The 14116-nt window shown below is 73.6% G+C and carries 11 protein-coding genes; 10 read left to right on the forward strand and 1 reads right to left on the reverse strand.

Features of this window, described 5'->3' with window-relative positions; translation table 11 throughout:
• On the reverse strand, positions 1-858 hold an 858-nt coding region (locus tag ACXJMZ_RS28570), incomplete at its 3' end, for a glycosyltransferase (RefSeq protein WP_457032926.1).
• Between the two features lie 220 nt (positions 859-1078).
• On the opposite strand from ACXJMZ_RS28570, the gene ACXJMZ_RS28575 reads away from it, so the two are divergent.
• From ACXJMZ_RS28575 to ACXJMZ_RS28620, 10 genes are all read left to right on the forward strand, one after another.
• Positions 1079-2191, forward strand: coding sequence for a glycosyltransferase family 4 protein (locus ACXJMZ_RS28575; protein ID WP_457032927.1), 1113 nt, complete (start codon positions 1079-1081; stop codon positions 2189-2191).
• A 229-nt stretch (positions 2192-2420) separates the two neighbouring features.
• A complete protein-coding gene (locus ACXJMZ_RS28580) occupies positions 2421-4118 on the forward strand; it encodes a tyrosine-protein kinase family protein (RefSeq protein ID WP_457032928.1) in 1698 nt (565 codons plus the stop codon).
• Positions 4115-5215: a glycosyltransferase gene (locus tag ACXJMZ_RS28585; RefSeq protein WP_457032929.1), complete on the forward strand. Its 1101-nt coding sequence runs from the start codon at positions 4115-4117 to the stop codon at positions 5213-5215. Before ACXJMZ_RS28580 ends, ACXJMZ_RS28585 begins: the two co-directional genes overlap by 4 nt.
• A 40-nt stretch (positions 5216-5255) precedes the next feature.
• Positions 5256-6305, forward strand: coding sequence for a GNAT family N-acetyltransferase (locus ACXJMZ_RS28590; RefSeq protein ID WP_457032930.1), 1050 nt, complete (start codon positions 5256-5258; stop codon positions 6303-6305).
• Positions 6305-7828, forward strand: coding sequence for a hypothetical protein (locus ACXJMZ_RS28595; protein WP_457032931.1), 1524 nt, complete (start codon positions 6305-6307; stop codon positions 7826-7828). Before ACXJMZ_RS28590 ends, ACXJMZ_RS28595 begins: the two co-directional genes overlap by 1 nt.
• Positions 7815-9029, forward strand: a complete 1215-nt coding sequence (locus ACXJMZ_RS28600) for a DegT/DnrJ/EryC1/StrS family aminotransferase (protein WP_457032932.1) — start codon at positions 7815-7817, stop codon at positions 9027-9029. The genes ACXJMZ_RS28595 and ACXJMZ_RS28600 overlap by 14 nt, the downstream gene beginning before the upstream one ends.
• 142 nt (positions 9030-9171) lie before the next feature.
• Complete coding sequence (gene mscL / locus ACXJMZ_RS28605; protein ID WP_057233217.1) at positions 9172-9615, forward strand: large conductance mechanosensitive channel protein MscL; 444 nt, start codon at positions 9172-9174, stop codon at positions 9613-9615.
• A gap of 324 nt (positions 9616-9939) precedes the next feature.
• Positions 9940-10605: a DUF6643 family protein gene (locus ACXJMZ_RS28610; RefSeq protein ID WP_457032933.1), complete on the forward strand. Its 666-nt coding sequence runs from the start codon at positions 9940-9942 to the stop codon at positions 10603-10605.
• Between the two features lie 157 nt (positions 10606-10762).
• The gene (locus ACXJMZ_RS28615; protein WP_457032934.1) at positions 10763-11617 is read left to right on the forward strand and encodes an MOSC domain-containing protein; all 855 of its coding nucleotides are present in this window, start codon (positions 10763-10765) and stop codon (positions 11615-11617) included.
• Between the two features lie 100 nt (positions 11618-11717).
• Positions 11718-14111, forward strand: coding sequence for a right-handed parallel beta-helix repeat-containing protein (locus ACXJMZ_RS28620; protein WP_457032935.1), 2394 nt, complete (start codon positions 11718-11720; stop codon positions 14109-14111).
• Positions 14112-14116: the final 5 nt, after the last annotated feature.

Below are 14116 nucleotides of genomic sequence, written 5' to 3' on the forward strand. Positions count from 1 at the left end.
GTCGTCCCCGGCCAGCACCCGGCCGAGCGCCTCGGCCAGCGCGGCCGGGTCGCCGGGGCGGRCCAGCGCGCCGGTCCGGCCGTCCAGTACGACGTCGCCGACCCAGCCCACATCGGTGGCGACGGCGGGGAGTTCGGCCAGCGCGGCCTCGATCAGCACGCCGGGTACGCCCTCGCTGTCGCTGGTCAGCAGCAGGGCGTCGGCGGCCCGGTAGAGCACGCCGGGGTCGGCCAGCCGGCCGAGGAAGTGGACCCGGTCGGTGAGCGGGAAGCTGCCGCCGAGCGGGCCGTCGCCCGCGACCGCGAGGTGCACTCCGGGCAGCCGGTCGAGCGCGGCCAGGGCCAGGTCGAGCCGCTTCTCGGGTGCCAGCGCACCGATCCAGGCGACCACCGGGCCCTGCGGGGGCAGGCCCAACTCCGCGCGGGCGGCCCGGCGTTCGGCCGGGTCGACGGCGGGCCGGTAGCGGTCGGCGGACCGGCCGTTCGGGATCGTGCGGACCTTCCTGGCAGGCAGCCGGAAGCGCTCCAGCAGCACCGTCCTGGCTCCGTCCGAGATCGCCGAGACGGCGGCCGCCCGGTGCAGGAACGCGCCCACCCGGAGCCGCCGGGACAGGCTCGCCGTCCAGTGCCTGGGGTCGCCGATGTTGACGTACACGAAGGGCACCCCGGTGCCCAACAGTCCGACGGCGCAGGCCTGCAGGGTGCTGGAGCCGTGCGCCACCACCACGTCAGCCTGCCGGGCGGGCACGGACGGCGCGCCCCGGCGCAGCAACTCGGCGTGCAGGTCGCGGGCGAGATTCTGCGCGCCCCGGCCCCGGGGATCGGTGATCAGGTGCAGCACGCGAGGTCCGTCAGCCATGCGGCCAACCTTCCACACCCGGCAGCCTCCGCGCAGGCGCTTCCGACGGGATCGGGAATCCCCGCGGCGCAGCGGCAGGCCACAGTATGACCATTCGCTGGCGGTGCCCCTGTCCGGCCTGGGATGCTGATCGTCTGTCAGAGCGCGCTGGGCCGGGGGGTCGGCGCCGGGGGTCTCGCTGGGGGTAGCCGCTGTGCACGTGCTCTATGTGATCGACAGCGTGAGCAGAATCGGCGGCGCCGAGCAGGGTTTGGTGTCGATGGCGCCGCAGCTGGTCCGCTCGGGTGTCCAGCTGGACGTGGCGTACCTGCGGCACTCGCCGGACGGCTTCCAGGCCGAGCTGACCCAGGCCGGTGCCACCGTCTTCGGCGTGCACGCGGCAAGCCGGGTCGGCGAGTTGGCGGCGCTCCGTCGGCTGGTCCGCCGCCGCCGCCCCGATCTGGTGCACACCACGCTCTACGAGTCGGACGTGCTCGGCCGCTCGGCCGCGCTGGCCAGCGGGGTGCCGGTGGTCTCCAGCCTGGTCAACTCCGCGTACGGGCCGGAGCATCTGCACGCCCGTGGCCTGAACCCGTGGAAGGTCCGGGCCGCCCAGGCGGTGGACGCGGCGACCGCGCAGGGCACCCGGCGGTTCCACGCTCTGACCAGGCACGTGGCCCAGGTGATGGCCCGTCGGCTGCACATCTCGCCGGACCGGATCGACGTCGTGCCGCGCGGCCGCGACCCCGAGCTGCTCGGCTCGGTGACCCCCGAGCGGCGGGCCGCCGTCCGGGCCAGCCTGGAGCTGGCCGCTGACACGCCCGTGGTGCTGGCGGCCGCCCGGCAGCAGTACCAGAAGGGTCTCGACGTCCTGCTGGAGGCCTGGCCCAAGGTACGGGCGGAGCTGCCGGACGCGGTGCTGCTGCTGGCGGGCAGCCCCGGTACGGAGACCCCCGGGCTGCGGAAGCTGGCCGAGCTGGCGGGCAACGTCCGCTTCCTGGGGCCGCGTTCGGACGTGTTCGACCTGATGGCGGCCTCCGACGCGTTCGCCGTGCCGTCCCGGTGGGAGGGCCTGGGCAGCGCGGCGATGGAGGCGATGGGGGTCGGTGTCCCACTGGTCTGTGCCGACGTGGCGGCGCTGCGCGAGACGGTCGGCTCGGAGGACTACGCCCGGCTGGTACCGCCGGAGCGGCCGGGCGAGCTGGCGGCCGCGCTGCTCGAGACGCTCGGTGATCCCTCGGCGGCCGCGCTGCGGGTGAAGGCGGCCCGGGCCAGGTTCCTGACCCGTTTCACCCTGCACCATGTCTCCGGTCAGATGGTCGACTTCTACGAAAGATCACTGCGGCGGGGATGAGATTGGCCAAAGTGCTTGCGCCGCACGTCAGGTGCCGCAAGCATCAGGCCCGGGGGTCCAGGGGAGAGTCGGCGACGTCGGGGGGTGTCGCGCGGCTGCCGGCCGTCACCGGACCGTACCGAACAGACCCTGCAACCGGCCTGGCCGGTCCGTACGGCGTATGCACCACGAACGCGAGGGGAACCAACCGGTGGAACCGGCTAACCGGCTTCTTTTCAATGATCACGGCTTGGTTTTGCGCCGCTACTGGCGTCTGCTGGCGGGCTGCACGGTGGCAGCCCTGATCATCGGTCTGCTGCTCACCCCGACCGGCGACACCGTCGACAACGGCAAGTGGCAGTGCAAGGTGGCGATCACCCCGGTGGCGGGCGCGGGCGAGGCGGTCCGGGCCGACCAGGTGCTCTCCTACGCCGCCGGCTCGGACGTCACCACCGCGGCCGCCAAGAAGCTCGGTGTCACGGACGTGGCGGCGCTGGCGGCCCGGCGCACGGTGTCCGCCGCGAGCACCCAGATGCTGGCCGTCACCGCCATCGGTCCGACCCAGCACAGCTGCGCGGACACCGCCGCCGCCTTCGCCGAGGCGATCATCAACGGCTACAGCCAGGAGTCGGCGAAGAGCGCGAGCGAGTCGATCAAGCGGCTGGAGACCCAGGCGGCCACCCAGCAGGAGCAGGTCAACAAGTTCCAGCAGCAGTTCAGCTCCGCCAAGCCGGTCGACCAGCCCAAACTGCAGCCGCAGTTGACCGCCGCGCTGGCCTCGCTGACCAAGACCCTGACCGCGATCAGCGACCTGCAGAACGTGAGTCAGACCGACGCCATCCAGCAGTGGGGCTCGATCGACGCCAAGGAGGCGGGCGGCAATCTGCTCAGCTCGCCGAACCGTGGGGTCAGGCTGGGCCTCGCGGTGGGGCTCGGGCTGGCGCTGGGGGTGGTGGCCGCGCTGATGCTCAGTCGGATGGACACCCGGCTGCGCACCCGCAACGGCGCGGAGGAGGCGTTCAACCTCCCGGTGATCGGTGAGATCCCGCAACTCTCCCGGCGGCTCCGGCGGTTGCGCGACCCGCTGGTGGTGGCCCGGCCGTCCGACCCGGGTGCCGAGGCGTTCCGCTCGCTGCGCTCCACCCTGCTGCTGACCGGCCCGCCCGCGCTCGCCGCGCAGCTGGGCGAGGGCAATCTCAACCCGGCCGAGCTGGTCTCCCGGCGGCTGGCCCAGCCCGCGCCGGTGATCCTGGTGATGTCCGGCTGCAGCGGCGACGGGCGGACCACCACGGTGGCCAACCTGGCCGCCGCGCTGGCCGAGACCGGCCGCGAAGTCCTGGTGCTGGACTGCGACTTCCGCCACCCCCAGGCACATGAGCAGTTCGGGGTGGGCGAGGGCCCGGGGATGGCCGAGCTGCTCAGCGGTGAGCAGCTGCCCGAGCTGGACGACCTGATCCGGCGGACCAACGTGGACGGCGTCCACCTGATCACCGGCGGCAACACCACCGCCTACCCGGCCGCCCTGGTGCTGCGCGCGGGCGAGGTGCTCCGCCGGGCCCGGCGGCACGCGGACGTGGTGCTGATCGACAGCTCCCCGCTGCTGCACGCCAACGACGCGTACGACCTGGTCCGGCACGCCGACGCGGTGCTGGTCACCGTCCGGGCCGGCAACGTCACACCCGAACAGGCCGACCGGGTCAGCGAGTTGCTGTCCAGGACCGGTGTCCCGGTGGCCGGAGTGGCGCTGCTCGGTACGCTCGGCCCGTCCGGCCGGCGCAAGCGCGACACTCTGCATGGCGGCCAGCCCGGGGTGCCCACCCAGCCCCCGTCCCCGGCACACCGCGAGGAACCCAGGCACCGCGCCTCGCCGACCTGGGCCCGGCGCGCCCAACACCCGTCCCCGGCCGTCGAGTCGGCCACCGGCGGCCACGAGGGCGAGACCCGGTGACCGCCGGCCGGATCCGGGTGCTCTGGCTGACCAAGGGGCTGGGCCGGGGCGGGGCCGAGCAGTTACTGGTCAACTGCGCCCGGCACGCGGACCGCGAGCGGTACGAGATCGAGGTCGCGTACGTGCTGCCCTGGAAGGATGCGCTGGTGCCCGCGCTGGAGGCGGCGGGTGTCAAGGTGCACTGTCTGGGCGCGGCACCCGGGCGGCTCTGGCCGTGGCGGCTGGCCCGGCTGCTGGCCGGCCGGCGCTACCACCTGGTGCACTCGCACATGCCGATCCCGGCCGCCGCGGTCCGGCTGCTCACCCTGGGCCGCCGGAAGCCGGTACTGGTGCACACCGAGCACAACGTCTGGGAGCGCTACCGGACCGCCACCCGGTGGGCCAACTCGCTGACCTACCGGCGCAATCGGGCCGTGATCGCGGTCTCGCACGCGGTGGCCGCGGCGATCCCGGCGGCCCGTCGCCGGGCCGGTGACTTCGTGCACGTGGTGCACCACGGCCCCGACCTGGGCGGCGCGGTCGGCGGCCCGGCCGCCCGGGCCCATGCCAGGGCCGAACTCGCGCTGCCGCCGGACGCGTTGGTGATCGGCACGGTCGCCAACTTCACCCCGAAGAAGGATCAGGCCACCCTGCTGACCGCGTTCGGCCTGCTCCGCGAGCAGCACCCCGGGGCCCGGCTGGTGCTGGTCGGCTCGGGTCCGCTGGAGGCGGAGCTGCGGGCGGCGGCCGGCGAGGGCGTGGTCTTCGCCGGATCCCGGGCGGACGTGCCCGAACTGCTGCCCGGCTTCGACGTGTTCACGCTGAGCTCCCGTCAGGAGGGGCTGCCGGTCGCCCTGATGGAGGCGATGACCAGCGGCCTGCCCTCGGTGGTGACCAGGGTCGGCGGGATGCCCGAGGTGCTGGACGACGGCGGCCAGGGCTTCCTGGTCGAGCCGGGCGATCCGGCCGGTCTGGCCGCCGCCTTCAGGCGACTGGCCGGGGACGCCGGGCTGCGCGAGCGGCTCGGGGCGGCCGCCCGGCTGCGCGCCGAGCGCTTCGACGTGGCCGGGGCCCAGCGGGCCGTAGAGCAGGTGTACGAGCAGGTGCTGCGGGCCTGACCCTCGCCCGCCCTGCCCCTCCGAGAGGAAGACCACCACCGTGAGCGCGAGCCCCGACCAAGTCCGGGACGACGCCGCCGAGCTGACCTGCCGTCCGCTCGGCCCGGCCGACACCCCCGCGGTACTGGACCTGCTGACCGCCTCACTGGCGGGCGGCCCGACCGGCACCCGCAGCGCCGACTTCTTCGACTGGAAGCACCGCCGCAACCCGTTCGGCGCCAGCCCCGGCCTGGTCGCGGTCACCCCGGCGGGCCGGATCGTCGGCGTCCGGCTGTTCCTGCGCTGGGAGTGGCAGGGCGACGGCCGGCCGGTCCGGGCCGTCCGCCCGGTGGACACCGCCACCCACCCGGACTTCCAGGGCCGCGGCATCTTCCGCCGCCTCACCACCCAACTGCTCGAACAGGTCGCCCCCGAGGCGGAGTTGGTCTTCAACACGCCGAACGGCAACAGCCTGCCCGGCTACCTGCGGATGGGCTGGCACGACCTCGGCCAGGTCCCGGTCACACTGCGGGTGGCCCGGCCGCTCTCGTTCGCCCGGGGCGCCCGCGCGGCGCTCACCAGGCGCCGGGCGGCGGTCGGCCCGGTGGCGTGCGAACTGCCCACCGCCGCCGAGTGGTTCGGCACCGAGCCGGTCACCGAGCTGCTCCGCGAGCGGGCCACCGCCGACGCCCCGGACGCCCGGCTCGCGGTGCTGCGGACCGAGGAGTTCCTGCGCTGGCGGTACGGCGACGCGCCCGGCCTGGACTACCGGGTGATCACCTGTCACCGGGGCGGCGAGCTGGCCGGGGTGGCGTTCGGGCGGCCCCGGCGGCGCGGGCCGCTGGTCGAGTTCACCCTCGCCGACCTGATCGTCCGGCCCGGCGACGGCGAGGCCGCCACCCGGCTGCTCCGGACGGCGGCCGGGGCCGGCGGCGACCACGTGGCCACCCACCTGGCACCGGGCACCGAGGCCGCCCGAGCGGCGCTCCGGGTCGGCTACCTGCGCGCGCCGCGCACCGGCATGCGGCTGGCGGCCAGGACTCCGGGCGGCCAACCGCCGCCCGGCCGACCGGAGTTCCGGTTCACCCTCGGTGACCTGGAGGTCTTCTGATGGGCCGACACCCGCTGCTGCGGGCGGTCCCCTGGCCGACCGTGGTGGCCGGGGCGCTGGTGCTCGGTTACGTCACCGTGTTCGTGCTGGCCATGGTGCACACCAGCTACGACACCTGGGGCGCCCTGCTGGTGCTGCCCGTGCTGATGGCGATCGGCACCCCGATCCTGGCCCGGGTGGCCGCCGCCAACCCCGAGCGGGACATCTTCAAGCTGCTGATGCTGGCGATGGCGCTCAAACTGCTCTGCGCCTTCCCCCGCTACCTGATGGCCTTCGTGCTCTACGGCGGCGCGGCGGACGCCAAGATGTACCACCAGAAGGGCGGCGAGCTGGCGCTCTTCCTGGACCAGGCGGACTTCTCCTCGGGGATCCACTACGACCTCGGGATGAAGGTCGCGGGCACCGGCTTCATCATCATCGTCACCGGGGTGGTCTACGCGATCACCGGACCGTCCCTGGTCGGCGGCTTCCTGGTGTTCTCCTGGCTCGGCTTCTGGGGACTGCTGCTGTTCTGGCGGGCGCTGCAGATCGCCTTCCCGGAGGCGGACACCCGGCGCTACGCCAAGCTGGTCTTCTTCCTGCCCTCGCTGCTGTTCTGGCCGTCCAGCATCGGCAAGGACGCCTGGATGATGTTCTGTCTGGGCCTCACCACCTACGGGGTGGCCCGGCTGCTGGACCGCAGGTTCGGCGCCTTCCTGTTCATCGCGCTCGGCTCGCTGGGCACCGCGATGGTCCGCCCGCACGTCACCGTGCTGGCCGGGGCCGGGCTCACCGTGGCGTACGTGCTGCGCAAGCGGCCCAAGCAGGTCAGTGCGCTGGGGCCGCTGCGGATGGTGGTGACCGTGGTGGTGCTGGGCGCGATGGTGATGCTGATGCTGCAACAGGTCAACACCTTCTTCGGCACCACCGGCGGCGGTGGCGACTCGGTCAACCACGTGCTCTCGGAGACCTCCCGCCGTACCTCGCAGGGCAATTCGGTGATCAACCAGGCACCCGCCGAGGACGCGGCGCCGGCCTTCAGCCTGAACCCGGCCGGGCTGCCGATGGCCGTGGTCAGCGTGCTGTTCCGGCCGTTCCCGTTCGAGGCGTCCAACATCCAGAGCCTGTTCCAGTCGGTGGAGTGCTTCGCCCTGCTGGTGATGTTCATCCGGGGCTGGCCGAGGATGCGTCAGCTGCCCCGACTGTTCCTACGCCGCTCGTACATCGCCTTCGCGCTGGTGTACACGCTGCTGTTCTGCTGGGCCTTCTCGACCATCAACAACCTCGGCATCCTGTCCCGCGAGCGGGTCCAGGTGCTGCCGCTGGTCCTCGTCCTGCTGGCGGTGCCCCGCCCGGAGGGAGAGGACGACCGGCCGACCGGCCGTCGGCGCTCCCGGCCACCGGTCTGGCGGGTGCAGCCCGGGCAGTGGGGTTCCCGTCCGCCGACCACCGTGCTCCGCCCGGCCCGCGTGGGCGGCCTGGGCGGCCAGTCCCAGCCACCACCTCGTCCCAGGGGGGATCGACCCGACCATGACTTCCACTGACGCTTCGTTCGCTGACACCGCCTCACCCGCCTTTCTCGGCGGTGCACCCGCCTTCCCCGAAGGACTGCCGCTGACCCGGGTGCAGGTGCCGGACCGCGCCGGACTGCTGGAGCGGCTCGGCGCCGTGCTGGACAGCGGCATGCTGACCAACGGCCGGACGGTGGCCGAGCTGGAGCAGCGGGCCGCCGAACTCCTCGACGTACCGCACGTGGTGGCGGTCTCCAACTGCACCGCCGGGCTGATGCTGGTGCTGCAGGCCGCCGGGGTGGGCGAGGGCCGGCCGGTGCTGATGCCGGGCTTCACCTTCTCGGCCACCGCGCACGCCGCGCACTGGGCGGGCGGCACCCCGCTGTTCGCCGAGGCCAGGGAGGTGGACATCACGCTGGACCCGGCCGACGCCGAGGCCAGGCTGAAGGCCGCCGACCGGCCGGCCGCGCTGATGGCCACGCACGTCTACGGCACCCCCTGCCAGACCGAGGAGCTGCAGCGGATCGCCGACGCGGCCGGGCTGCCGCTGGTGTACGACTCCGCGCACGGTTTCGGCTCCAGCCGCAAGGGCGTGCCGGTGGGCAACTTCGGCCTGGCCGAGGTGTTCAGCATGAGCCCGACCAAGGTGGCGGTGGCGGGCGAGGGCGGCCTGGTCGCCACCCGGGACGCGGCGCTCGCGCAGACCCTGCGGCACGGCCGGGACTACGGCAACCCCGGTGACTACAACACGCTCTTCCCCGGCCTGAACGCCCGGATGAGCGAGCTGCACGCGGCGGTCGGCCTGAGCTGGCTGGCCGAGCTGCCCGAGCGGGTGGCCCACCGGGGCGCGCTGGTGGCCGAGTTCGCCCGCGCCACGGCCGGACTGCCGGGACTGCGGCTGGCGCTGCCGGAGGAGGGCGACGTGTCGACCTTCAAGGACCTCACCCTGATCCTGGACGCCGAGGCCTTCGGCCTCACCGCGGACGAGCTGGGCCGGGCGCTGAAGGCCGAGGGCATCGACACCCGGCGCTACTTCCACCCGCCGGTCCAGCGCCAGCAGGCGTACGCCCACCTCGGCCAGGCCGAGGCGCTGCCGGTCACCGACCGGCTGGCCGCCTCGGTGCTGACCGTGCCGCTGTGGACCCAGATGGACGCCGCGACCGTCCGCAGGACCGCCGAGGCGGCGGCCCGGATCCAGCCGTATGCGGAGCGCCTGCGCGCTGCAGGGCTCTGAGACCGCGGCTTGGCGGGGCGGGGCGGGGCCGAACAACTCACTTGGACCACAAGGGGGTTGGGTGGGCAGAATGACCCGCCGGGCCCGTTGGCCCCACCCTCCCCGGCCGGTCCCCCGGCCTACTCATGGTTTGGAGTTCCCGGTGTTCAAGGGATTCCGCAGCTTCCTGCTGCGCGGAAACGTCGTGGACCTCGCGGTCGGTATCGTGATCGGCGCGGCCTTCACCGCCGTCGTCACCGGCTTCGTCACGGCCTTCCTCACCCCGCTGCTCGGTGTCGCGACCGGCGCCGTGGGTGACTACAGCAAGCGCGCCTTCGACATCGGCGGCACCAGCTTCCCGTACGGCGCGTTCCTGAACGCCCTGATCAGCTTCGTCCTGATCAGCGCGGTGATCTACTTCGCCGTGGTGCTCCCGGTCGGCCGGCTGCAGGCCCGGTTCGAGCCGGTGAAGGACGTCCCGGTGGCCAAGACCGACTGCCCGGACTGCCTCAGCTCGATTCCGGCCGCCGCCGTGCGCTGCTCGCACTGCACCTCGGAGCTGGCCGGCCGCCCCGGCTTCCCGGCCCAGGCGCTCGCCTCCCGCTAGGCCCCACCGCGCCCCGCCCGGCCCGGCAGTCCCGTACTGCCGGGCCGCGGCATGTCCGCCGACCGGCCCGGGGGCTCACGCGGTTCCGACACGCGCCCTCGGCTCGTCACCGGATTCACGGGTGCGCGCGGACACGGCCCGTTCGCCGACTGTTCGACCGCCCGTCACCCGCCGCCGCAACCCCTGAGTGGCCGGAAAACGTCGGCGAAATGTCCGATCGTCATACTTTCGAGTGAGTTGTTCTAGCGAAGAGTACGTAAACACTGGAACTCCTACGCCTCCCACTCTCCTCAGCAGGCACATTGTGGGCTTACGGTATGCCCCATGACCTCGCCCCGCTCCTACGACGGAGTCGGCTACCCCTCTCCGTCCTTCAGCTCCGGCACGCCCATCTACGACAGCCTCGTCGCAGAGCGCGGTGTCCCGCAGATCGCCCCCATCAATGTGCCCGCCGCCCTCCCGCCGGCCTCCACCGGATACGGCTACGGCACCAACTACGGTTCCGGGTACGGGACTCCGGGCTTCGACAGCCCCATGAGCAACCTGCCCGCGCTGCCGCCGGCCCGGCTCGCCCTGGGCCCGGGACCGAGCAGCGCCGCCCCGGCCACCCAGTACATCCCCACCCAGCAGTACGCCGCCGCCCCGCAGCCGCCGGTCCCCGGCTACGGCGGCCAGCAGCAGCCGTACCTTCCGCCGCAGCGCCCCGCCGCACCCGGCCCCGGCTTCCAGCAGTACCAGCAGGCCGGCCAGGCCTTCGGTGCGCAGGGCTACGCCACGGCGCCCAACTTCGCCACCCAGGCCGGCTACCAGGGCGCGCCGCAGGGCTTCAACGGCCAGGCCGCGCAGGGCTACCAGGACCAGAGCTTCGGCGGTAACCAGCTCCGCCCGGCCGCCCCGGTGGCCCCGGTCCGCCCGGTCCAGCAGCAGCGCCCGCAGTACGCCGAGCAGGGCCAGTACCCGCAGCCCGGCCACCAGGGGAACGCCTACTGACCCCAGCCACCGCACCACCTGCCCGGCCCCAGGGGGGAGCCGGACGGAGCAGGGCACCACGGTCGTCCCGAGGGCCGCCCGGACCACTCAGCACCACGGTCCGGGCGAGCCGGTGGCCCTCGTACGGAGCAGTCGCGACAACTGGCAGGATGGGCACATGCCACAGCTCACGGGACTGCACATCTACCCCATCAAGTCGACCTACCGGCTGAGCCCGGAGAGCGCTCAGGTCGAACCCTGGGGTCTGCTGGGCGACCGGCGCTGGATGCTGGTGGACGAGAGCGGCCGGGCGGTCACCCAGCGGGACGAGCCCGCCCTCGGCCAGTTCCGGGTGCTGCCCTCCCCGGACGGCTCACTGACCGTCACCGCGCCCGACGGCGACCGGCTGGAGGTGGCCGCACCGGCCACCGCGAACGGCGACCCCGAGGTCAAGGCCGAGGTGTTCGGCACCGTCTTCACCACCGCGCTGGCCGCCCCCGACGTCAACGACTGGTTCGCCGGCTACTTCCCCGGCGTCCGGCTGGTGCACCTGGACGACCCGCTGAGCCGGCCGGTCGACCCCGGGCACGCGGGCCCCGGCGACACCGTGACGATGGCCGACGGCTACCCGCTGCTGCTCACCACCACCGGCTCGCTCGTGGAGCTGAACGCCCGGATTGCCGAGGACCACCCCGACGACGAGCGCAAGGCGGCCGCCCTGCCGATGGAGCGGTTCCGCCCCAACCTGGTGGTCGACGGCACCGCCGCCTGGGCCGAGGACGGCTGGCGCCGGGTCCGGATCGGCGAGCTGACCTTCCGGGTGGCCAAGCCCTGCGGCCGCTGCCTGGTCACCACCACCGACCAGGAGACCGGCATCCGCCGCGGCCCCGAACCGCTGCGCGCCCTCGGGCGCCACCACAAGATCGGCCAGAAGCTGGTCTTCGGTCAGAACCTGATCCCCGAACGGCCCGAGGGCCACACCGGCCTGATCGGCACCCTGCACCTGGGCGACGAGCTGACCGTGCTGGAGTGACCCTTCGGAACGGGCGCGTCGGAACCGAAAACCTGCTCGCTCGTTGTAGTTGGCGTGGCAACCGGGCAGACCGTTGACTGAGGTGGGATGGCAGGTCGTCATGGCTGAGCACAGGGTCCGGGTCACGCAGGACAGCGCCTCGCGCTGGCGACGCCGCGCGGGCGAGTACGAGACCCTGGCCGAGGCGGTCGCCGCCGCCGAGCCCGGCGACACCCTGACCCTGCGGGCGGGAACCTTCCGGGAGAACGTGCTGCTGGACAAGGCCGTCGTGCTGCGCCCCGCCGACGGCCCCGGCAGCGTCCGGATCAGCCCCTCCGGCGGCATCCCGCTGACCGTCACCGCCGCCGCCCAGGTGCACGGCCTGGTGATCGAGGGCGGCGAGACCAGCGCTCCTGCGGTCCTGATCACCGGCCCCGAGGCCACCGCCGAGCTCACCGGCTGCCGGGTGGAGACCGCGGCCGCCGTCGGCATCGAACTCACCGACCGCGCCGAGGCGGTGCTCCGCGGCTGCACTGTGCTCAACCCGACCGGCCTCGGCGTACGGCTGCGCTCCGGCGCCGTCCTGCTGGCCGAGGACACCGAACTGGCCTCCTCCGCCCAGGCCGGGCTCGCCGTGCTGGACGGCGCGAGCGCCCGGCTGACCAACTGCCGGGTGCACCACGCGGGCGGCGCCGGGGTGCTGCTCGCCGAGCAGGGCAGCACCGCCGAGCTGACCGGGTGTGAGATCTACGAGATCCGCGGCAGCGGCGTCCAGGCCGAGTCGCAGGCGACCGGGCGGCTGACCGACTGCGAGATCCACCGGGTCACCGGCAACGGCCTCACCCTGGACACCGGCGCCGAGCTGACCCTGACCGGCTGCCGGGTGCACGACCTGCCGGAGAACGCCGCCGACCTGCGCCGGGGCTCCCGGCTCAGGCTGGAGCAGACCATCCTGCAGGACTTCGGCCGGGGCGCGCTCTCGGTCTGGGAGCCCGGCACCCGGGCCGAGGCGGTGGCCAGCGAGATCCACTCCAGCAGCAGCGACTTCCCCGCCGTCTGGGTCTGCGCCGGAGCCGAACTCACCCTCACCGACTGCTCGCTGCACGACCTGCGGGACGCCCTCTCGGTGCTCGACCAGGGCTCCCGGGTGACCGCCAAGGACTGCTCGTTCAGCCGGATCGGCAGCTCGGCGGTCTCGGTCAGCGGCGGCGCCACGGTCGCGCTGGCGGACTGCCGGATCCAGGAGGCCGGCACCGGGCTCTGGTTCCGCGACCACGGCAGCGGCGGGCGGCTGACGGGCTGTGAGATCTCCGAGGTGAGCACCGGGGTGATCGTCACCAAGGGCGCCGACCCCGAGCTCTCCGACTGCACGGTGCGCGGCGCGGCCGAGGCCGCCGTCTACGTCTTCGCCCAGGGCCGGGGCAGCTTCACCGACTGCCGGGTCTCGCACGGCAAGGGCTTCGGCTTCTACGTGCTGGACGGCTGCCGCACCGCGCTGACCCGCTGCCGGGCCGAGCAGAACGAGCAGGCCGGCTTCGAGTTCTCCGAGCCCGGGCCGGTCACCGAGGGCTGCATCTCCGACGACGTGGCCCCGGTCGCGCCGGAGCTGCCCGCCCCCCGGACCGCCCAACTCACCACCGCCGCCGTCCCGGTGGCCGCCGCGATCGCCCCGATCCCGGACTATCGGCCGGCCGACGAGGCGCTGGCCGAGCTGGAGTCGCTGATCGGCCTGGCCACCGTGAAGCAGGAGGTGCGCACCCTGATCGACCTGATCTCGGTCGGCCGCCGCCGCCGGGAGGCCGGCCTCAAGGCACCCTCGCTCCGCCGCCACCTGGTCTTCACCGGCTCCCCCGGCACCGGCAAGACCACGGTGGCCCGGCTCTACGGCGAGATCCTGGCCTCGCTCGGCGTGCTCCAGCAGGGCCACCTGGTCGAGGTGGCCCGGGTGGACCTGGTCGGCGAGCACATCGGTTCCACCGCGATCCGGACTCAGGCCGCCTTCGACAAGGCCAGGGGCGGCGTGCTGTTCATCGACGAGGCGTACGCGCTGGCGCCCGAGGACGGTGCCAGGGACTTCGGCCGGGAGGCGATCGACACCCTGGTCAAGCTGATGGAGGATCACCGGGACGAGGTGGTGGTGATCGTCGCCGGGTACACCGTCGAGATGGAGCGCTTCCTGAGCGCCAACCCCGGGGTGTCCTCGCGGTTCTCCCGCACCGTCACCTTCCCGGACTACTCCGCCGCCGAGCTGCTGGAGATCGCCCGCTCGCAGTGCGCCGAGCACGAGTACGCCCTCGCCGGGCCGACCGAGGGCGCCCTGCTGGAGCACTTCGCCGGGCTGGAGCGCGGCCCCGGCTTCGGCAACGGCCGGACCGCCCGGCAGGTCTTCGAGACCATGGTGGAGCGGCACGCGATGCGGGTGGCCCAGCTGGCCGACCCGTCCACCGAGGAGCTCCAGCTGCTGGTGCCCGCCGACCTGCCGGTCCCCTCGCCCCGTACCGGTGCGACGATCTGACAGGA

The sequence above is a fragment of the Kitasatospora sp. P5_F3 genome (assembly GCF_054049135.1).